Genomic DNA, 19052 nt, shown 5'->3' with positions numbered 1-19052 from the left:
ATGAAAAAAGGCCAGACGTTGCTCTGGCCTTTTTCACATCTGCCCGCAACGCCAGCACTGGCGCGGGTTCCAGCGATGCGTGCGAAAGGTGCGGGCGCGCCTGAAACCCCGCATTCGTCATAAATTGCACAAAAATGAGGCAGAGAGGGCTCTCTACTCTCTGTTTGTGCGAAGGGCGGTTTCGCACGCGCCCTGTACAAATCAATGGGTTGCGAAGGCATGTTTGAAACGTGCTTTGGCGACCGAGTGCGACCGAGTGCGACCGAGTGCGACCGAGTGCGAGATTATGATGCGAGCAAAACCGTGAACGTCGATCGGGTGCGCGGCGACTCGTTCGAACGCCGTTGGAAAGGCTGATACGATGCTGGCACTGGTACAACGGGTCTGCGAGGCGCGCGTCGTCATCGAGGGCGAAGTCGCAGGTCGGATCGGCCACGGGCTGCTGGTGTTCTTGTGTGCTGAGCGCGGCGACACCGAAGCCGAAGGCGAGCGCCTGCTCGCCAAGTTGCTGAAATTACGCATCTTCGCAGACGGAGAGGGATGCATGAACCGGTCGGTGCAGGATGTGGACGGGGGGCTGTTGATCGTGAGTCAATTCACGCTGGCCGCTGACACTTCGGGTGGCAATCGGCCCAGTTTCAGCGGAGCCGCCGCGCCCGCCGACGGACTGCGCCTGTACGAGGCGTTCGTGCGGTGTGCACGCGACTTGCACCCCGAGGTCCAGACCGGCAAATTTGGTGCCGAGATGCAGGTTCATCTGGTCAACGACGGGCCAGTCACCGTGCCGCTGAGGATCGTGCCGACGGCGCTGCCGGTCTGATCCGATCGTTGTTTCATTATTTCCGATAGCCGACTGAATCCATGACGATCCGCACTCTTCTTCGCATGGGCGACCCGCGCCTGCTCCAGCCGGCCGAGCCGGTCAACGCCTTCGGCACGGCAGAGCTCGCCGCGCTCGTCGTCGACCTGTTCAACACGATGGCAGCCCATGGCGGCGTCGGGCTTGCGGCGCCACAGATCGGCGTCGAGCTGCAGGTGGTGATATTCGGTTTCGAGCGCAGCGAACGCTACCCGGACGCTCCACCGGTACCGCAGACGGTCTTGCTGAACCCGGTGATTACCCCGCTCGGCGAACTTGTCGAGGAGGGCTGGGAAGGGTGCCTGTCGGTTCCCGGACTGCGCGGCATGGTTCCACGCCACAGCCGCATCCGCTATCAGGGCGTCGATCCGCAGGGGCAGACGATCGATCGCATTGCCGAAGGTTTTCACGCCCGGGTGGTGCAGCACGAGTGCGACCACCTGGCGGGAATGCTCTACCCGATGCGGGTGCGTGACTTCAGTCGCTTCGGCTACACCGACGTGCTGTTCCCCGAACTGGACAAGGCATAGCCCGATGCGATCCGCGTTCGTGATCCCGCCCGGTGAAGTCGAGATCACCGCAATCCGCGCCCAGGGCGCGGGCGGGCAGAACGTGAATAAGGTGTCGAACGCAGTGCATCTTCGCTTCGACATCGCCGCCTCCACCCTGCCGGAGGCGATCCGCACGCGCTTGCTGCAACTCGGCGACCAGCGCATCAGCAAGGACGGCGTCGTGATCATCAAGGCGCAGAAATTCCGCAGCCTGGAGAAGAACCGGGCCGAGGCGCTGCGGCGGCTGGAAGAACTGATCGACCGCGTTGCGGCACCACCCAAGGCGCGCCGCGCCACCCGGCCGACGCGCGCCTCCGTTACCCGGCGCCTGGAGGGCAAGGCGCGGCGAGCATCGGTGAAAGCGGGGCGGGGAAAGGTGGGCGAGTAGGGCGTGGAGCCGGCCGATGGCGCATCTCGGCGCCCTGCGGCAAGCGGCGAATCAGGCCGCGTCGAGCAGCTTCGTGCATTCGGCCATCAGTGCGCGGGTCAGGTCGGATTCGTACGCTTGCCGCACCCCACAGGGCCAAGGCTGCCCCGTTTGCCCAGACCATGCGGGAATGCTCGATATCGAAGATCCAAATTGGCGCGGTGAGCAACTTGAGAACTTGACAGCGCTCCTGTAAGGGAATCTGGGATGTGTCCAAGATGGAAGAGATCCACAGAATTTGGATGCCTGAATTATCTCCTCTGAATGGAGTGCGGAGCGTGTCGGACGTCTCGAATTTGCGGCTCGCCCCCGTTTGGGCAACTGCTCGACCGGCCGTATGCGCTGGGCCCCCTGCGGATCACCTTGCATGACCACGCTTCGTGGGGCAAGTCAGCGTTCGGAGCGGCCTTTGGTTATGACGCCGAGGATGTGGATCGGGAGATCGTCGCGGACAACGCGCCGGCCGACCGCCTGGGGCTGGTGTTTGACTCGGATCCCCGGCACGACAAGGGTGCCTGGGGTGACCAACTCGGATTCGATGCCGGAGCCTTCTGTCCTAGCGCATGTACGCCTCGGCGACGTAGCGGCGCATCATGCGATGGCTGTTGAAGTACGCCGCGTTCTTGCTGATCGCGCCCTTCATGAGCGCGATCCAGCCGCTGCGGTCGTTGCCGTTGCCGCGGTACAGCGGCAGCACGACGTTCTCGAGCTTGTCGTACAGCGACTGGGCGTCGTCCTCGCTTGCTGCGCAGTTGCCGACCGCCCAGCCGGTTACGCCCTCGATGCAACCCTCGATCCACCAGCCGTCGAGCACGCTCAGGCTCGGCACGCCGTTGAATGCCGCTTTCATGCCGCTGGTGCCCGATGCCTCGAGTGGGCACAGCGGGGTATTGAGCCAGACGTCGACGCCGGATACGAGAGTCAGCGCGATATCCAGGTCGTAGTTCGGCAGGAAGGCGATCGGGATGACGTCGTGCAGGTCGCGCCTATGCGCGTGCAGCGCTTCGATGAGCCGTTTGCCTTCGTCGTCGCGCGGGTGCGCCTTGCCGGCGAGGACAATCTGGAACGGATGCCGGCGGGCGATCGCCTTCAGCCGTTCGAGGTTGGAGAAGAGCAGGTCCGGGCGCTTGTAGGCGGTCATGCGCCGCGCAAAGCCGAGGATCGGCCACTGCGGTTGCAGCGCGACGCCGCACGCCGTGCGCACCTGCTCGATGAGCCGCTCTTTCGCCTGCTGATGAGCGTCCCAGATCGCGCTGTCGGTGATCCGGTCGGCGCGTGCGAGCAACTCCGGCTCGCAGCACCACCCCGGAAGGTGCGCGTCGTAGAGGGTGGCGAAGCCGGCACTTGTCCACCTTGCCGGATGCACGCCATTGGTGATCGACCGCACGTGATAACCCGGAAACATCAACCGCGAGACTTCGGCATGACGCTTGGCGACGCCATTGACGTATTCGCTGAGGTTCAGCGCGAGGTGGGTCATGTTCAGGCGCTCGGGGCCGGCGAGGGACTGGAGCGTCGCGATGTCGATGAAATCCCCGAGCACGCGCTGCACGAGTTCGTACGAGAACTGGTCGTGGCCGGCGTCGACCGGCGTGTGCGTCGTGAAATTGCACAGCGTGCGCACGCGCGGTATGTCGTAGCGTTGTTCGCCGGGGCGCAGGTTTTCAGCTGCATACGCATGACGGCGCAGCAGCTCCAGCGTCAGCAACGCCGAATGCCCCTCGTTCATGTGGTACTGGCGCAGCCGGTAGCCGAGCGCGCGCAGCATCCGCGTGCCGCCGATGCCCAGCACGATCTCCTGCTTGAGCCGGTACGCCGCATCGCCGCCATACAGGTAATGCGTCAGCTCGCGGTCCGCGCCTAGGTTTTCGGGCAGGTCGGTGTCGAGCAGGATGACCGGTTGCCTTCCGCCCATATGTCCTTCCAGCACGTACAGCCAGCCGCCGACCCATACGTCGCGGCCCTCGATCGGCACCGTGACTTTCGCCTCGAGCGGCCTCGCGTGCTGCGCCGGGTCCCATGGATCGGCAAGCTCGACCTGCCGTCCGCGCCCGTCGAACTCCTGGCGGAAGTAGCCTTTGCGGCTCACGAGGCTGACGGCGACAAGTGGCAGTTCGAGGTCGGCGGCGGCGTGGATCGTGTCGCCGGCGAGCACCCCGAGGCCGCCGCTGTACGTGGAGATGTCGTTGCGCAAGGCGATCTCCATCGAGAAGTACGCGACGCGCGACCGGTCGATGAAGGATTCAGGCATCGTGCGTCTCCGTGGGCGGCGGCCGATGAAGGACCGGCTTGCGGATGAAACCCGGGCTATCCGGCAGGCGCGCACTTCAAACCGGCAATATCGATCGGCTTCATTCTAAGCCTGAGCGGTCGCGGTGGTGCTGGCGAGGCAGGTCGACACGGACGTCTAGGCCGCCGAGCTCCGCGTCGCCCAGCGTGATCGTGCCGCCATGCAGTTCGACGACGCGCTGCACGATCGACAGGCCGAGGCCGGCACCGGCGCCGGTGCCGGTGTCGCCACGCAGGAAACGCTCGAAGAGTCTGCCTTTCATCGCGTCGGGCACGCCCGGGCCGCTGTCTTGCACGTGCAGCGTCAGGCTGTGCGGGGCTGTCTGCAGGGTCACGCGCAGGCGGCCGTGCTCGGGGGTGTACTGGATCGCGTTGCCGACGAGGTTCTGCAGCAGCACGGCGAAGCTCGTGCGGTCGGCCTGAATGCGGTAATCGCCCGTTTCGTCGGCGACGAAGGTCAGCTCCTGCCCGCGTTCGAGCGCCAGCGGGATGATTTCCGCCAGTTCGTTACGGATGAAGACGTGCAGGTCGAGCGTCTCGACGCCCAGTTCGACCGCATTGGGCTCCAGGCGCGCCAGCGTCAGCAGTTGCGCGACCAGGCGGGTGGAGCGATCGACGCCGCGCACGAGCTGGCGCAAGGATTCGGCGCGGTCGGCCGGATCGGGGGCGTCGAGAGCGTTCTGCGCGTGAATGCGCAGCACCGCCAGCGGCGTGCGCAGTTCGTGCGCGGCGTCGGCGAGGAAGCGTTTTTCCCGTTCGAGCAGCGCATTGAGCTGCTGCAGCAGGCGGTTCAGCGCGGCGACCATCGGCTCGAGTTCCTGCGGCAGCCGGCCGATGACGAGCGGGGCGAGGTTGTCCGGGTTGCGGGCCTTGATCAGCACCGCCATCTGCTTGAGCGGGCGCAGGCTCCAGCCGATCGCGACCCACATCAGGACGGCGAGCAGCGGCAGCCCGATCACGTCCGGCAGCAGGCTGCGCAATGCGATCTTGCCGACCAGCTCGCCGCGCACATCCTCACGCTCGCCGACGACGATCCATGACGCATCGCGCACATCCTGCAACACGAACACGCGCCAGCGATGAGTGTCGATCGGCACGTTGTGGTAGCCGACGAGCCGGCTCGCTGCCACCGTGGGCGGCGCACCGACGGGCTGCGCGACTTGCGGCGGCAGGTCGGCGGCGAGCGTGGAGACGAGACGGGCGAACAGATCGGCCGTGGCGCTCGCCGACTGCAGCACGATGCCGGCCCTGTCGTCCAGCACCTGGAACGCCACCTTGCTTTCGTACGGATGGCCGGGCCGCTTCGCCTCGCGGGCGCTGGAAGCCTGGTTCAGCGTCTGTTGCAGGGATTCGCGTGCAGACGGCGTCATGTCGCGGTCGACCATGCCTTCGAGCAGCCGCGCGGTCTGAGCCAGCTGGGCATCGAACAGCTCCTCGATCTCGTGCTGCGCGTCGGAATAGCTTTTCCACGAGATCGCCGCCATCGATGTCGCGAGCAGCCCCAGCACGAGGACCAGCGTGCGCGTGCGGATCGAGCCCATCAGGCCTTGTCGACGAGATAGCCGACGCCGCGCACGGTGCGGATCAGTTCCGGGAAGAATTTCTTCCGCAGGTGATGGATATGCACCTCGAGCACGTTGCTCTCGGCTTCCTCGCCCCAGCCGTAGAGCACCTGCTGCAGCTTGTCGCGCGTCAGCACGCGGCCGGGTTGCGCGATCAGTTCGTGGAGCAGGATGAATTCCTTGCGCTGCAGGCTTACCGTCTGTCCGTTCCACGTCACGGACTGGCTCGCGGGGTCGAGCGTGATGCCGCGATATTCGAGCGCCGGCTGCGGGCGATTGAAACTGCGCCGCAGCAGCGCGCGCAGCCTGGCCTTGAGTTCGGCGACGTCGAAAGGCTTGACGAGATAATCGTCGGCTCCGGCATCGAGCCCGGCGATACGGTCGGTGACCGAGTCGCGGGCGGTCAGTACCAGCACCGGTGTCGGATTCTCGGCGCCCCGCAACTGGCGCAGCACTTCGAGCCCGTCGAGCCGGGGCAGGCCGAGATCGAGCACCGCCAGCCCGAAACTCTCATGAGTCAGCGCGTGCAGCGCGCTGGGGCCGTCCCGCACCCAGTCCACCGTGTAGCCCTCGGGCTTGAGCGAGGTCAGGATCCCTTCGCCAAGGCTCGCATCGTCTTCCACCAGCAGAATCCGCATCGAGCGTTTTTCCCTTCGTGTCCTGTTCGTCCGTATCGCCGTGCCGAATCAGTCGAGTTCGGCCTCGACCTTGCCCAGCAGCGCGCGGATCTCGGCCCGGCGTCCTTCGTCGGCCAGCTTCCGCCCCGGGCGATCCGCGGCCGCCTGGGCGCGCACCAGCGCTTCCCGGGCCTGAGCATAACGCTTCTGGCGGTACAGGTAATCCCCGTAGAAATAATTCGGATCGATGCCGTCCGGGTTGATCTCGAGCGCTTTTTGCAGCAGTGCTTCGGCCTGTTTCTTGTCGCCGAAACCGATCGGCCAGCCGGGGACCTGGTAGTACAGCGAACCGAGGCTGGTGTAGGCCGAGCCGTTGAGCGCCTGCGGATCGATCGCGACGGCGGCCTCGAGGCTCGACCGGGCCTCTTTGACCAGGCCCAGCGCACCGAGCCCGCCTTTGGCGCCGGCCCAGGTGCTCAGGATGATGCCGCGCCAGATCAGCAACTCGGCCGCATTCGGCTCCGCTTTCACCGCCTGGCCCGCCGCCTCGCCGAGCTTCTCGAAGGCGGCTTCGCGCTCGTCCTGCGGCAGCCGGTAGTTGATTTCGGCCCAGCGCGACTGCAGCTCGACGAGGTGCTGGCGGGCTTCGTCGCTGAGGGCGAAGGCTGGCAGACTGCACAGGCAGGCGAGGGCCAGGACGAGATTGCGCAGGATTTGCATTGGTGTTTTCTCCATTCAGGTTCGTGTGCGGGCAAAACGCTTGATGACGGGCAGCTGCTTGCGCAGCGCCTGGTCAACCTGTCGCGGCAGCAGGTTGTTCAGGCGCACGAAGAGCTTTTCCGGCCAGCCGAGAAAAAGCTCTTCGCGTTCGTCGCGCAGCGCCTTCACGACGGCCGCGGCGACGACCGACGCGTCGTCCATCGTGACGCCGAGTTCCGCGTTCATCGCGACGATCTCGGTACTGTTCATCGGCGTGCGCGTGGCGCGCGGTGCGATATACAGCACCTTGACGCGGGTGTCGGCGAGTTCGCGGCGCAAGGCTTCGGAGAATCCGCGCAGCGCAAACTTGCTCGCGCAGTACACGCTGAAACCGGGATAACCGATCGAGCCGAAAGTCGAGCCGAGGTTGAGCACGAGCGACTTTTCGCGCTGGCACAGCTCCCGCAGCAGGCGGTGCGTGAGTTGCAGCGTGCTGGTGACGTTGAGTCCGATCAGCTCGGCGATCGCATCCTCGTCGTGGTGTTCGAGCAGGCTGAAGCGGTTCGTCCCGGCGGCGTTGATGAGGCAGTTCATGCCGCCGAAGCGCCGCACGGCGGCCTGCACCGTGTCGCGTCCGGCAGCGGTGTGAATGTCGGCCTGGACGACCTCGACCTGGCCGGGAAAGCGCCGGGACAACGCGTCGAGCGGCTCCGGGCGGCGCCCGGCCACGAGCAGGTGGGCACCCCGGCGGCACAATTCGTCCGCTACGGCCTGCCCGATCCCGCCGCTAGCACCGGTGATCAGGACCCGGCAATCTTCGATCTTCATCGCTGTCTCCTCACGCCGCCGCAGGCAGGCTGCGGAAAATGTCGCCGTACAGGCGATAGACGACGCGCGCCGTGTGCACCACGGCTGCCTTGTCAGCCGCGTCGTCGAGGCGATTCATCAGGTTCTTGAACAGCTCGATGTGTTCCAGGTCCAGGCTGCCGTGCGAGTTGAGGTAGCTGAAGGCCTGCGGCGGCAGGCCGAGCCGGTCCTGGATGATGCCGGCGGCGCGGGTCGCGAGCGTGACGCTGGTGCCTTCGAGGACATTCACCATGCCGAAGAAGCTCACCGGGTTGTCGCGGGCGATGCGGTCGTAAACGTAGGCGACCATCAGTTCGGTGGGCAGGCTCGGTGTCGCGCGGCGCACTGCGTCGGCGTCGCCGCCGCACGCGCGGATGTCATCTAGGATCCACTTTTCATGGCCGTTTTCCTCCTCGATGTATTCGGCGACCGCCGAGCGCAGCCATTCGAGCCGCTCCGGCAGACGGGCGCCGCACGCCATCAGCAAGGGCACCGTGTGCTTGACGTGGTGGTAGGCCTGGCCGAGAAAGGCGACGTAGCTTTCCAGCTTCACGTCGCCGCTCATCGCCTGCCGGATGATCGGCGCGCTCAACAGGTGGTCGCGCTCGCTGGCGGTCTGTTCGAGCAGGGATTCGTAGAACGACATCAAGTGTCTCCTCAGAGGGTTGCGGCGGCGATGCGCCGGTCGATGGCTCCCCGGTAGCGTTCAAGCAGCGCGGAGCGCCGCAGCCGGCCGTTCGGGGTCGCGAGGCCGTTGGCCGCGCTGAAGGGTTCGTCGGCTCGCAGCCAATGGTGCACGCGGGCGTAATCTGGCAGTTCGCGGTTTACCGCCGTCACCGCGGCAGCCAGCGTGTCGTCGGAAAACCCGGGCCCGCGCGGCACAAGCACCGCGACGTTGGCGGGCAGGGCTTCGCCGTGCAGCCACGCCTGCGCGATCGGCAGCTGCTGCACGAGCTCGGCTTCGACCCACTCCGGATTCACGTTGCGCCCGTAGGCGGTGACGAACTGGTGCTTGCTGCGCCCGTGCAGCACGAGAAAGCCGTCTTCGAAATGGCCGAGGTCGCCGCTGTCGAGCCAGTCGTCCGCGGCTCCGGCTTCACCGAGGTAGCCGAGCATGCGCGCGCCGCGAACCAGCACTTCGCCGCCGGGGCCGATGCGCACGTCGGCGTGCGGCAGCGGCCGGCCGACCGTGCCGATGCGCCGCTGCTCCGGGGTATTGAGGCAGACCACCGAGGCGCATTCGGACAAGCCGTAGCCTTCGAACACCGGCAGGCCGAGCGCGTCGGCGCGCTGCAGCAGCCCGGGCGAGACGCGCCCGCCGCCGACTGCGATGAAGCGCAGCGACGCCGGCAGCGCCGCGCCCCGCTCAGCCGCGGCGACGAGCACCAGCAACAGCTGCGGCAACAGGATCAGGCTGTTCGGCTGGCTGCGCTGCAGCGCGGCGAGAAAACGCTTGACATCGAACCCGGTGGCACCGGAGAGGCCGATGTCGCCCATCGGCATCAGGTCGACCGCCGCGCCCGAAAGCAGCGGTGTGTACAGGCCGGCAATGTTTTCCAGCAGCGTCGCGAGCGGCAGCACGCACAGGTGGCGCTCGACCGCGCGCGAACGGCTTGCCTGCCACAGGCTGCCTGCGACCGCCATCTGCGCCGCGGCATTGAGGCAGACGCCTTTGGGCTGGCCGGTGCTGCCGGACGTGTAGGTGATCTTCACGGTGCCGGCGGGCAGCGCGGGCGGGTGGTCGACGTGCCGTTGCGCCATCCGGCCTTCGGTCGCGCCGAAGCCGGCGGGGCCGAAAGGGGTGCTGTCGTCGATGATCAGCGTGTCGACGCCCGCGCTGTCGAGCACGTGCGCCTGCTGCATGGCCGAGAAGAAACCCGGCAGCGGCACGCACACGAGGCCCGCCTGCAGCGCGGCAAGATCCCAAAGGGCCCAGTCGACGCCGTTGTCGAGCGCGATCGCGACGCGGCGGCAGCCGGCGCTGCGCAGGCGCTCGGCGCGCAGCGCGACTTCGTGCAGCGTCTCGCGATAGCTCAGGCGACGGTCGCCCTGTTGCAGCGCGGGCCGCTCGCCCTGCACCCGCATCGCCGCGAACAGCATTTCAGGCGACGGCAGCATCGTGAGTTCCCGTGTCATGGAGAATCCTCTGGTGGCCGAGGCGGTGATAGACGCCCTTGCTCGTCAGGCGCTCGTGGCCGGTGCGAAGGTCGCCGGCCATCAACTTCGGGTGAGTCGCGTAGTAGCTGCCCCAGTCCGCGACTTCGTCACCCATGCGCAGCGGATCGGCATCCCCCAGCGACAGCGGCGACAGATGGAGGCGACGGACGCTGTTCAGCACCTCGGCCGTGCCGGTGAACACCACCCAGTCGAACCCGTGCGCGACCAGCAGATCGGCGAGGGCGACGATCAGCAGCCGGGCGTGCCCCGCGCCGCGGGCGGCGAGGTTGCCGACTTCGACGATGCGTTCGCGCGCCGGACGAAGGCCCGACAGACGGGCGATCTCGGTCTCGACCGGACGATCGAGATAACGCTCGAGGAACAGGGTGTCATCGGCCGCGCTGCGCACGCCCACAACCCCGTGCAGTTGTCCGGCGTCGTCTTCGAGCTGAAGCAGCGTGGGCATGAAGTGACGCACCCGGGCGCCATAACGAGCGGCGAAACGTTCGCGGATGAACGCTTGCGCGGCGGTGCAGGGACCTTCCGGCTCCCGTCCGTCGACGGCGCGCAAAGTCAGCGACGGATCGCGGCCGATTCGCGCTATCGCCTTGTAACAGCAGCCGTTCCGAGGGTTCATTTGAGCATCGCAGTCGAAGATTCGAGGCTCATTGTTGCCGTGCTGTCTTAAGCGAGCCTTAAGCGGACACCATGCGGCGCGTCGGCAACATTTCATCCACGTCACTCTTGCATATTTCGTCCTGCAGGATTAAGTTAGTAAGTAGTTACTTACTTCAAGAGAAGCGCGTGAGCACCCATGTAAAGCATCTTCCTGCGGATGAACGGCGGGCCGGGACGGTCGAAGCCGTGGTCGAGCTGGCGGGGTCGCAAAACCCCAGCGACATCACGACCTCGGCGATTGCGAAACACATGAACCTGACGCAGGGCGCATTGTTTCGGCATTTTCCGACGAAGGACGCGATCTGGCAGGCGGTCATGGAATGGGTCGCCGAACGTCTCCTGGCGCGAATCGACCGGGCCGCACAGGGGACCGAATCGCCGCTGGCGGCAATGCAGGCGATGTTCATGGCGCATGTCGAGTTCGTCGCCGAGCATCCCGGCGTCCCGCGGATGATGTTCGGCGAGCTTCAGCGCGCCGAATCGACGCCGGCCAAGCGCATGGTGCAGACCTTGATCCAGCGTTACGGTGAGCGTCTGCACCGGCTCATCGAGAACGGCAAGGCGTGCGGGGAGCTGTCCGCGACGCTCGACAGCGAGGCGGCGGTCACGCTGTTCATCGGCACGATCCAGGGACTCGTCATGCAGTCGCTGCTGGCCGGGGACGTGGCGCGTATCCGCCGGGAAGCGCCGCGAGTGTTCGCGATCTACCGGCGCGGAATCGGGGCTGCGCAATGAAACGCCTGCCTCTCCAGGGCCGTACCGTCGCCCTCGTGGCGGTGATCGTTCCGCTGCTCGCGCTGTTCATCTACGTCGCGCTGCGCTCGGGCCCGTTGGCGCCGGTATCCGTGACGGTCGCAAGCGTCGAGACCCGGCCGATCACGCCGGCGCTGTTCGGCATCGGCACCGTGCAGACGCGTTACACGTACCGGATCGGCCCCACTTTTGCCGGACGGGTGAAACGGCTCGATGTCCACGTCGGCGACCGCGTGAAGGCGGGCCAGGTGCTCGGCGAGATGGACCCGGTGGACCTCGATCAGCGTATCCGGGCGCAGGGCGCGGCGCTCAAGCGCGCCGAGGCGACGCTGCGCGAAGCGGCGGCGCGTCAGACTTTCGCCCGCAGCCAGGCACGCCGCTATGAGCAGCTCTTCGCCGTGCGCTCGATCAGCGAGGAACTCGCGACGACGAAACACCAGGAACTGCAGATCGCCGACGCGGCGTTGTCCGGCGCCCAGGAAGAGCTGATCCGGACCCGTTCCGACGGCGAAGCCCTCATCGCACAGCGGAACAACCTGCGTCTGGTCGCGCCGGTCGATGGCCTGGTCGCGGTTCGCGACGTCGACCCCGGTACGACGATCGTTGCAGGGCAGCCGGTCGTCGAAGTGATCGCGCCCGAAAGCCTGTGGATCAACGCCCGTTTCGATCAGATCAGCGCGTCCGGGCTGGCCGCCGGACTTCCCGCGCGTATCGTGCTGCGCTCCCACAACGGGCAGACGTTGACCGGCCGCGTGCTGAGAGTCGAGCCGATGGCCGACGCGGTGACCGAGGAGACCCTCGCGAAAGTCGCATTCGATTCGCGGCCGGAGCCGTTGCCACCGATTGGCGAACTCGCCGAAGTGACAATCGCGCTGCCGACGCTCCCCACCGCGCCGGTGATCCCGAATGCGGCGGTGCGCCGCGAAGCGGGGCAGGTCGGCGTGTGGAAAATCGTCGACGGCGATGCACGCTTCACGCCGGTGAAGCTTGGCGCCGGCGACCTCGACGGCCAGGTCCAGGTGCTCGAGGGAGTCCGGGACGGCGAACAGGTCGTCGTGTACAGCGAAAAAGCGCTCACTGCGCGCAGCCGGATCGACATCGTCGACGACATTCCCGGAGCGTCGCGATGATCAGCCTGGCCGGCCGCGACATCCTCCATGCGTGGGGAAAATTCGTTTTTACCGGCATCGGCCTGGGGTTGCTGATCGGTGTGACGCTGACGATGGCCGGCGTTTACCGCGGCATGGTCGACGACGGCAGGGCGCTGCTCGACAACAGCGGGGCCGACCTGTGGGTCGTGCAAAAGGACACACTGGGCCCTTACGCGGAGTCGTCCAGCGTCAATGACGATGTGTACCGCAGCCTCCTCGCGATGCCCGGAATCGCGCAGGCGGTCAACGTCACGTATCTGACGATGCAGGTCCGCAGGGGAGACAGCGACGTCCGGGCGATGGTCGTCGGCATCGCGCCCGGCGAGTTGGGGACTCCCGGCTGGCCGCCTTATCTCGTCGCCGGTCGCCAGATCACGCGCGGGCACTACGAGGCAGTCGCCGACATCGCGAGCGGTTTCAGGGTCGGTGACCGCCTCACGATCCGCCGCAATCATTACGTCGTGGTGGGGCTGACCCGGCGCATGGTGTCGTCGAGCGGCGACCCGATGGTGTTCATCCCGCTCAAGGACGCCCAGGAAGCGCAGTTCCTCAAGGACAACGACGCGATCTGGCAAAGCCGTCGGCGCACCGGCGCGAATCCGGCCTTCAACCGTCCGGGCGTGCCGGACCTGCTGGACGCAGTGATCGCCTCGCAAAGCACCAACGCTTTCGTCAATGCAGTCCTCGTGACCATCAAGCCTGGCCATGCACCGGACGAGGTCGCCCGGTCGGTGGGCCGCTGGAAGCGCCTGACGGCCTATACCCGGCTGCAGATGGAAGACATTCTCGTCGGCAAGCTGATTGCGACCTCCGCGCGGCAGATCGGCATGTTCCTCGTGATCCTCGCCGTCGTCAGCGCCGCCATCGTCGCGTTCATCATCTACACGCTGACGATGGACAAGATCCGCGAGATCGCGGTGCTGAAGCTCATCGGCACACGCAACCGCACGATCGCCGCGATGATCATGCAGCAGGCGCTGGCGCTGGGCCTGATCGGATTCGTCGTCGGCAAGATCACCGCGACGTTCGCGGCTCCGCTGTTTCCCAAATACGTGCTGCTCGTCCCGTTCGACTCGATCGCAGGCTTTTTCGCCGTGCTCGCGATCTGTGTGCTGGCGAGCGTCATCGCGATCCGCATGGCGCTCAGGGTCGATCCGGCCGAAGCGATCGGAGGTTGACGTGAGCAGCAAGGGTATCCGTATCGAAGGCCTGAAAAAGCGCTACGGCGGGGGCGACACTGCCGTCGATGCGCTCAAGGACGTGGCGATGGACGTGGCGCCGGGAGAGGTCGTCGGTCTCATCGGTCCGTCGGGCTCCGGCAAAAGCACGCTGCTGAAGTGCCTCGGCGCGGTGATCGATCCCACTGCCGGCCGCATGACGCTGGGCGATGAAGTGATTTACGACGACGGCTGGAAAGTGCGCGACCTGCGCGCGCTGCGGCGCGACAGGATCGGCTTCGTGTTCCAGGCGCCTTACCTGATCCCGTTTCTCGATGTCACCGACAACGTCGCGCTGCTGCCGATGCTGGCCGGCGTGCCGAACGCCGAGGCCCGCGCGCAGGCGCTCGAACTGCTCACGGCGCTGGATGTGCAGCACCGTGCACGCGCGATGCCGGCGCAGCTTTCCGGCGGTGAGCAGCAGCGGGTCGCCATCGCCCGCGGACTCGTCAACCGCCCGCCGGTGATCCTGGCCGACGAGCCGACGGCGCCGCTCGACAGCGAGCGCGCGATGGCTGTCATCCGCATCCTCAACGACATGGCGTGCAAGTTCGAGACGGCCGTCATCGTCGTCACCCACGACGAAAAAATCATCCCCACGTTCAAGCGCATCTATCACATCCGCGACGGCGTGACCCATGAGGAAGCGGGCGAGGGCAGGGGTTTCGCTTGAGCGAACGGCCCGCCGCCGTGGATGACTTCCGCGTCGCTTGCCGCGGGACGGCGTAGCAGATGTTCTCCAGCGCGCAGGCTGCAGGACCGCTTTTGCCTGTTACCAATCAGGTCTTTCGCGCGGAAGCCGCAATGTTTATGCTTGCGGGCAACTATCCAGGAACTCGGAGCTGCAATGAAGAGCGCAACAGATGAAAAGCGCAGACGCGCGGGTGAACGGGAGAGTGTTTCGGGCGGCCGCCCCGGCGTCGACCCGGCCTTGTGGGTAAAGTGGTCGGAATCGGCGATGCTCGAAGGGATGAAATGGTTCGACGTGTGGCTCCAGGGAACCCAGCGTTTCTGGAGTGCCGGATTCAGGACACTAGGATGTCCCGTCGCCGGAACGGAGGATCTGCGCCGTGCGTCGGACATGCCGTGGATTCCGCATCTCGAAGCCGAAGTCATCCCCTTGCGCCGCAAGACCGATCAGCCCGGAGCGGAAGCGACGCGCATCTCGATGCGGGTGCCGATGCCCTGGCCGATCGGGGGCGCGGACGTGATTTCGCTCCAGGCAATCGTCGGCCGTCGCAGCAGCAAGGAGGCCGAGTCGCAAGGCGGAGAAGATTCAGCCGGCCCGGACGAGGATCGCAGAACGCAGGGGTGAACCGGCCGCGACAGACGTCCCGGCCAGAACGCCGGGATCGTTGAAACCAGGGCGCTTGGCGGGACCGCCGGCTTTCGTCTCAAGAAAACGCCGCGCCGCCCCAGGTTTTCTTGCCCCCCGCGGGGGGCGGAAACGGCAAAGCCGTTTCCTGGGGCGCTCAGATGCAGACGAAGCCGATAAGGTGCGGATTATCGATGCACGTCCTGCCAAGGGCGAAGTGCCCCTGTTTCCTGAGGACGACTTCCTCACGCGACAGCACGAATTCCTTTTCGCCGTCTATCAATACGAAAGTACCGTTGCTGCTGCGGTCGACAAGCACGAACTTGTCGCCGCGCAGTTCGATTTCGGCATGCTGGCGCGACGCGCGGGTATCGCTCAGGCGCAGGTCCGACAAGGGATCCCGGCCGAGCCGCGCGCTGGGCATCTGCGCATTGAGCACAAGGGACTGCGTGCCGAGATAAAGCCGCAACTCCGGTTTTTCCTCAGCGTCGAAGTCGACCGTCTGCACCACAGTCAGGTCGCCCGCCGCTCCGCCGCACAGTAGTTCGAAAGGCTCGGTCAGCCGCGAAGCGCCGCGCAGGCTGCGTGCCTGCAGCGGGCGGAGCAGCGGGCGCCACTCGGCGCTGAGTTGCCGGGCCGTTTCCATCGACGTGATGGCGCGCCCCGGTGACGCGAGTTCCAGCAGGCGCGCCGCGATGTTGACCGTGTCGCCGAACACGTCGCTGTCGTTTTCGACGACGGGACCGTAGTGAAACCCGATGCGCACGGCCAGTTTCTGCCCCGCCGAGAGCGGCAGCTCCCGCACCACCTGGTGAATCCTGAGCGCCGCCTCGCACCCGTGATCGGCTTCACCGAAGACTGCCATGAGCCCGTCACCGGTGTGCTTGACGACCCGTCCACAACGCCGTTCGATTTCGGCGCGCATTTCGTGCAGGCAGCGATCGACCAGCCGGAAGGCCACGGAGTCGCCGACGCGTTCATAAAGGCGGGTGCTCCCGGCGAGATCCACAAAAAGCACAGTGCGTTCCGGCGGGTGAGGCTGAGCGTGGGTCATGGGACGAATTATAAGGAATTGGCCCGCACTTCTGCGTCCTTCTGCCGAAGCTGGGTTCTTGCTTACACTTGGGGAGCTCCGGGGTAATCCTGTATAGTAACCGCGATAACCCAAGCGCCGGCATATACGACCGCAGCGGGCGCCCTGTGCAACCTCCCATGTCCCGGTATTCTCAACGCCTCGACAGATCGGGCGCCGCAGCGGTGTCGGATCTGTTTCCTCCTGCTGCCGGAAGGGCTTCCTCGCAATGCTCGACACGAGGCGGGGGGTGCTGGCGGCGCGGGCGTTTCCCGGAATGCGGAATGTCCGGTTGACGGGTGAGGAGGGGCGAACGCGGGGAAATCCCTCGCCGGATGGATGATTGAAAGGAAAAGGAAATGGCCAAAGAAGAGCTGCTGGAAATGGAAGGGGTCGTCAACGAAGTGCTGCCCGATACGCGCTTTCGCGTGACGCTCGAGAATGGAGTCGAGGTACAGGCCTACGCTTCGGGAAAGATGCGCAAGCACCGCATCCGCATCCTCGCCGGAGACAAGGTCAGTGTCGAACTGTCTCCGTATGACCTGACCAAAGCGCGCATCAGCTTCCGTCACAAGGACGAGCGGCCGGCGGGGGCAGGTGCTCCGCCCCAGCAGTTTCGCCGCCGCTGATGGCAATCATGGCGGCAAATATGCTGCCATGCCGGGACTACGAGAAAAAGCGGCGCATCCCTTCGTCCGGCAGGACCATGCCGGTCGAGCGTGCACGCTGCAGCAGCTCCCAGTAGTAGCGGTAGGAGGCACGGTCGTGGAGCTTTCCGCGATGCTGGATCGGGCCCCAGCCGCCGTCCTGGGCGGCGGCGAGAATGTCACTCGCTTCTTCGACTTCGGAAAAATCCGGTCGCATCGCTTCGATGATCGGAAGGATCTGATTCGGATGGATGCTCCACATCCGCAGGTATCCGAATTCGCGTCGCGCCCGTTCGGCGTCGTGACGGATGAGTTCCATATCCTTGAGTTCCGTCGTCACGTTATGTGATGGAACGACGCCGTTGGCGAGCGCCGCGGCGGCAATTTCGACCTTCGCGCGAACGACGAGCGGATGCGTGAATTGACCCGGGCTTTTCATCGCGGCGCCGGGAATCGCGCCGTGGTGGCCGGAGACGAAATCCATCAAGCCGAAGTCGAGCGATTCGACTCCCGGCAGTGCCGCAATGTCCCACGCTTCGCGCAGGGCGCCGTGCGTCTCGATCAGGACATGGACCGGAATTTCCCGTCCGGTCCGGGCGGCGGCCTCGAGCCGGCGCAGGGTTTCGATCTGGTGGCGCGCATCGGCAGCGGAGCGCACTTTCGGCAATGTGACGAACGCGAGCCGGCTGCCGGCGCGGGCGATGAGGATCTCCAGATCGCGCTGCCAGTGGGGATGCGTGACATCATGGATTCTCGCCCCGATGCGGCCGTGGCGGTTGTCGCCGCCCATCACGATCTCGGCGACCATTTCGGCGTGCTCGGCTTCGGCGCCGGTGCGCGCGCCGTCTTCGCAGTCGCAGGTCAGATCGAAGACCGGACCCATTTCGTGCTGAAGCGCCAGCGCTTTCCTAATCAGTTTTTCCGAGCCGGCGTAGTGATCGACTGCGGCAAGGACGGGAAACGGTTTTTCGCCGGCGAACAGGACCTCAGCAGGGTGTCGCATCGCACATCTCCGTGGGCTGGGAAGGTGCTCGATTCTCGATGGAAGCCCAGCATTCCGCCATCAAAAAAAATGCCGCGGCATCGATCCGCGGCATTCTCTCGCAAGGAACCGGAAACGGTTACTTGAGCATGTCGGCGACTGCCGCGCGCTCGTCTTCCAGTTCGCCGAGGGTCTTGTTGATCTTTTCGCGCGAGTATTCGTCGATCTCCAGCCCCTGGATGATCTTGAAGTCGCCGTTCTTGCACTCGCACGGGAAGCCGAACACGACGCCGGTCGGGATGCCGTAGGAGCCGTCGGACGGCACGCCCATTGTCACCCAGTCATCGGAGCCGAGGGCCCAGTCGTGCATGTGGTCGATTGCGGCGTTCGCGGCAGAGGCCGCCGACGACAGGCCGCGCGCGTCGATGATCGCGGCGCCGCGCTTGCCGACGGTGGGCAGGAACACGTCGTTGTTCCATGCGTGGTCGTTCACCAGCGCTTTTACGGAGTCGCCGTTCGACGTGCAGAAACGGTAGTCGGCGTACATCGTCGGCGAGTGGTTGCCCCACACGACCATCTTCTTGAGGCTCGATACCGGACGACCGGTCTTCGCCGCGAGTTGCGACAGCGCGCGGTTGTGATCCAGGCGCAGCATGCCGTGGTAGTTGTTCGGGTTGGTGCGGCCGACTTTGCGCGCAGCAGCGCCGGCGATGTAGGCGTTGGTGTTGCAGGGGTTGCCGACGACCAGCACCTTGACGTTCTCGTTCGCGTTCTCGGCGATCGCCTTGCCTTGCACGGTGAAGATCGCGCCGTTGGCGGTCAGCAGGTCGGCACGCTCCATGCCGGGGCCGCGCGGGCGGGCGCCGACCAGCAGGCAGTAGTCCGCATCCTTGAAGGCGACGTTCGGGTCGTCGGTGGCGACCATGCCGGCGAGCAGCGGGAACGCGCAGTCCTCGAGCTCCATCATCACGCCCTTGACCGCCTTCTGGGCTTGGGGAAGATCGAGCAGTTGCAGGATCACGGGCTGGTCTTTGCCCAGCATCTCGCCGCTGGCAATGCGGAACAGCAGGCTGTAGCCGATCTGGCCGGCGGCGCCGGTGACGGCGACGCGCACGGGGGCTTTGCTCATGTGAGTACTCCCTCTAAAGCGAATTGAAGACAGTGAGAATGATTGGTCTGTCGCCCGCGATTTCAGTTCAGCGTTCGACTCGGGTGCCTGGTAAAGCCAGC

Annotated in this window: 20 protein-coding genes; 9 read left to right on the top strand and 11 right to left on the bottom strand. The window is 65.9% G+C overall.

From position 1 onward, the window contains the following. The first annotated feature begins 361 nt into the window (after window positions 1–361). From dtd to arfB, 3 genes are read left to right on the top strand one after another with little or no spacing between them, the layout of a single operon-like run. Window positions 362–820, top strand: a complete 459-nt coding sequence (gene dtd, locus GO606_RS15575; RefSeq protein WP_169118359.1) for a D-aminoacyl-tRNA deacylase — start codon at window positions 362–364, stop codon at window positions 818–820. Window positions 821–861: 41 nt separating this feature from the next. Further along, window positions 862–1389, top strand: a complete 528-nt coding sequence (gene def, locus GO606_RS15570; protein WP_169118358.1) for a peptide deformylase — start codon at window positions 862–864, stop codon at window positions 1387–1389. Window positions 1390–1393: 4 nt separating this feature from the next. Further along, the gene (gene arfB / locus GO606_RS15565) at window positions 1394–1798 is read left to right on the top strand and encodes an alternative ribosome rescue aminoacyl-tRNA hydrolase ArfB (RefSeq protein ID WP_169118357.1); all 405 of its coding nucleotides are present in this window, start codon (window positions 1394–1396) and stop codon (window positions 1796–1798) included. A 595-nt stretch (window positions 1799–2393) separates the two neighbouring features. Here the strand turns inward: arfB and glgP are convergent. From glgP to GO606_RS15525, 8 genes are all read right to left on the bottom strand, one after another. After that, on the bottom strand, window positions 2394–4088 hold the full coding sequence (glgP, locus tag GO606_RS15560; RefSeq protein WP_169118356.1) for an alpha-glucan family phosphorylase: 1695 nt from the start codon (window positions 4086–4088) through the stop codon (window positions 2394–2396). 100 nt (window positions 4089–4188) lie between these two features. Next, window positions 4189–5667, bottom strand: a complete 1479-nt coding sequence (locus GO606_RS15555; RefSeq protein WP_169118355.1) for an ATP-binding protein — start codon at window positions 5665–5667, stop codon at window positions 4189–4191. Next, window positions 5667–6326: a response regulator gene (locus GO606_RS15550; protein ID WP_169118354.1), complete on the bottom strand. Its 660-nt coding sequence runs from the start codon at window positions 6324–6326 to the stop codon at window positions 5667–5669. Before GO606_RS15550 ends, GO606_RS15555 begins: the two co-directional genes overlap by 1 nt. Window positions 6327–6374: 48 nt before the next feature. Beyond that, the gene (locus tag GO606_RS15545) at window positions 6375–7025 is read right to left on the bottom strand and encodes a tetratricopeptide repeat protein (RefSeq protein WP_169118353.1); all 651 of its coding nucleotides are present in this window, start codon (window positions 7023–7025) and stop codon (window positions 6375–6377) included. A gap of 15 nt (window positions 7026–7040) precedes the next feature. Then, on the bottom strand, window positions 7041–7832 hold the full coding sequence (locus GO606_RS15540; RefSeq protein WP_169118352.1) for an SDR family oxidoreductase: 792 nt from the start codon (window positions 7830–7832) through the stop codon (window positions 7041–7043). A 10-nt stretch (window positions 7833–7842) separates the two neighbouring features. Then, on the bottom strand, window positions 7843–8496 hold the full coding sequence (locus GO606_RS15535; RefSeq protein ID WP_169118351.1) for an iron-containing redox enzyme family protein: 654 nt from the start codon (window positions 8494–8496) through the stop codon (window positions 7843–7845). Window positions 8497–8507: 11 nt separating this feature from the next. Then, on the bottom strand, window positions 8508–9986 hold the full coding sequence (locus tag GO606_RS15530; RefSeq protein ID WP_246979631.1) for an AMP-binding protein: 1479 nt from the start codon (window positions 9984–9986) through the stop codon (window positions 8508–8510). Next, window positions 9952–10644 (bottom strand): thermostable hemolysin, encoded by a 693-nt coding sequence (locus GO606_RS15525; RefSeq protein WP_169118350.1) that lies wholly within the window; start codon window positions 10642–10644, stop codon window positions 9952–9954. The genes GO606_RS15530 and GO606_RS15525 overlap by 35 nt, the downstream gene beginning before the upstream one ends. Before the next feature lie 167 nt (window positions 10645–10811). Here GO606_RS15525 and GO606_RS15520 point away from each other — a divergent pair, with 167 nt between their 5' ends. From GO606_RS15520 to GO606_RS15500, 5 genes are all read left to right on the top strand, one after another. After that, a complete protein-coding gene (locus GO606_RS15520) occupies window positions 10812–11420 on the top strand; it encodes a TetR/AcrR family transcriptional regulator (protein WP_169118349.1) in 609 nt (202 codons plus the stop codon). After that, the gene (locus GO606_RS15515) at window positions 11417–12568 is read left to right on the top strand and encodes an efflux RND transporter periplasmic adaptor subunit (RefSeq protein WP_169118348.1); all 1152 of its coding nucleotides are present in this window, start codon (window positions 11417–11419) and stop codon (window positions 12566–12568) included. The genes GO606_RS15520 and GO606_RS15515 overlap by 4 nt, the downstream gene beginning before the upstream one ends. After that, window positions 12565–13767: an ABC transporter permease gene (locus GO606_RS15510; RefSeq protein ID WP_169118347.1), complete on the top strand. Its 1203-nt coding sequence runs from the start codon at window positions 12565–12567 to the stop codon at window positions 13765–13767. Before GO606_RS15515 ends, GO606_RS15510 begins: the two co-directional genes overlap by 4 nt. 1 nt (window position 13768) lies before the next feature. Continuing rightward, entirely contained in the window at window positions 13769–14479 is a 711-nt protein-coding gene (locus tag GO606_RS15505; protein ID WP_169118346.1) for an ABC transporter ATP-binding protein, read from the top strand. A gap of 174 nt (window positions 14480–14653) precedes the next feature. Beyond that, window positions 14654–15121, top strand: a complete 468-nt coding sequence (locus tag GO606_RS15500; RefSeq protein WP_169118345.1) for a hypothetical protein — start codon at window positions 14654–14656, stop codon at window positions 15119–15121. 157 nt (window positions 15122–15278) lie between these two features. Here GO606_RS15500 and GO606_RS15495 read toward each other — a convergent pair whose 3' ends face one another. Continuing rightward, window positions 15279–16175, bottom strand: a complete 897-nt coding sequence (locus GO606_RS15495; protein WP_169118361.1) for an adenylate/guanylate cyclase domain-containing protein — start codon at window positions 16173–16175, stop codon at window positions 15279–15281. Window positions 16176–16552: 377 nt separating this feature from the next. Between GO606_RS15495 and infA the strand changes: the two genes are divergently transcribed. Further along, window positions 16553–16822, top strand: a complete 270-nt coding sequence (infA, locus tag GO606_RS15490) for a translation initiation factor IF-1 (protein ID WP_053421905.1) — start codon at window positions 16553–16555, stop codon at window positions 16820–16822. A gap of 37 nt (window positions 16823–16859) precedes the next feature. Here infA and GO606_RS15485 read toward each other — a convergent pair whose 3' ends face one another. Further along, on the bottom strand, window positions 16860–17843 hold the full coding sequence (locus tag GO606_RS15485) for an HpcH/HpaI aldolase/citrate lyase family protein (protein ID WP_169118344.1): 984 nt from the start codon (window positions 17841–17843) through the stop codon (window positions 16860–16862). Window positions 17844–17961: 118 nt separating this feature from the next. Beyond that, window positions 17962–18951: a malate dehydrogenase gene (locus tag GO606_RS15480; protein ID WP_169118343.1), complete on the bottom strand. Its 990-nt coding sequence runs from the start codon at window positions 18949–18951 to the stop codon at window positions 17962–17964. Window positions 18952–19052 lie beyond the last annotated feature (101 nt).

The organism is Aromatoleum anaerobium (assembly GCF_012910705.2).
GTDB lineage: Bacteria > Pseudomonadota > Gammaproteobacteria > Burkholderiales > Rhodocyclaceae > Aromatoleum > Aromatoleum anaerobium.
This window is presented reverse-complemented; position numbering and strand designations above follow the sequence as displayed.

Coding starts and splice junctions, on each gene's coding strand:
- GO606_RS15530 (WP_246979631.1), bottom strand. CDS start 9,986: ATGACACGGGAACTCACGATGCTGCCGTCGCCTGAAATGCTGTTCGCG.
- GO606_RS15510 (WP_169118347.1), top strand. CDS start 12,565: ATGATCAGCCTGGCCGGCCGCGACATCCTCCATGCGTGGGGAAAATTC.
- def (WP_169118358.1), top strand. CDS start 862: ATGACGATCCGCACTCTTCTTCGCATGGGCGACCCGCGCCTGCTCCAG.
- glgP (WP_169118356.1), bottom strand. CDS start 4,088: ATGCCTGAATCCTTCATCGACCGGTCGCGCGTCGCGTACTTCTCGATG.
- GO606_RS15540 (WP_169118352.1), bottom strand. CDS start 7,832: ATGAAGATCGAAGATTGCCGGGTCCTGATCACCGGTGCTAGCGGCGGG.
- GO606_RS15480 (WP_169118343.1), bottom strand. CDS start 18,951: ATGAGCAAAGCCCCCGTGCGCGTCGCCGTCACCGGCGCCGCCGGCCAG.
- GO606_RS15555 (WP_169118355.1), bottom strand. CDS start 5,667: ATGGGCTCGATCCGCACGCGCACGCTGGTCCTCGTGCTGGGGCTGCTC.
- infA (WP_053421905.1), top strand. CDS start 16,553: ATGGCCAAAGAAGAGCTGCTGGAAATGGAAGGGGTCGTCAACGAAGTG.
- arfB (WP_169118357.1), top strand. CDS start 1,394: ATGCGATCCGCGTTCGTGATCCCGCCCGGTGAAGTCGAGATCACCGCA.
- dtd (WP_169118359.1), top strand. CDS start 362: ATGCTGGCACTGGTACAACGGGTCTGCGAGGCGCGCGTCGTCATCGAG.
- GO606_RS15500 (WP_169118345.1), top strand. CDS start 14,654: ATGAAGAGCGCAACAGATGAAAAGCGCAGACGCGCGGGTGAACGGGAG.
- GO606_RS15485 (WP_169118344.1), bottom strand. CDS start 17,843: ATGCGACACCCTGCTGAGGTCCTGTTCGCCGGCGAAAAACCGTTTCCC.
- GO606_RS15515 (WP_169118348.1), top strand. CDS start 11,417: ATGAAACGCCTGCCTCTCCAGGGCCGTACCGTCGCCCTCGTGGCGGTG.
- GO606_RS15495 (WP_169118361.1), bottom strand. CDS start 16,175: ATGACCCACGCTCAGCCTCACCCGCCGGAACGCACTGTGCTTTTTGTG.
- GO606_RS15545 (WP_169118353.1), bottom strand. CDS start 7,025: ATGCAAATCCTGCGCAATCTCGTCCTGGCCCTCGCCTGCCTGTGCAGT.
- GO606_RS15525 (WP_169118350.1), bottom strand. CDS start 10,644: ATGAACCCTCGGAACGGCTGCTGTTACAAGGCGATAGCGCGAATCGGC.
- GO606_RS15550 (WP_169118354.1), bottom strand. CDS start 6,326: ATGCGGATTCTGCTGGTGGAAGACGATGCGAGCCTTGGCGAAGGGATC.
- GO606_RS15535 (WP_169118351.1), bottom strand. CDS start 8,496: ATGTCGTTCTACGAATCCCTGCTCGAACAGACCGCCAGCGAGCGCGAC.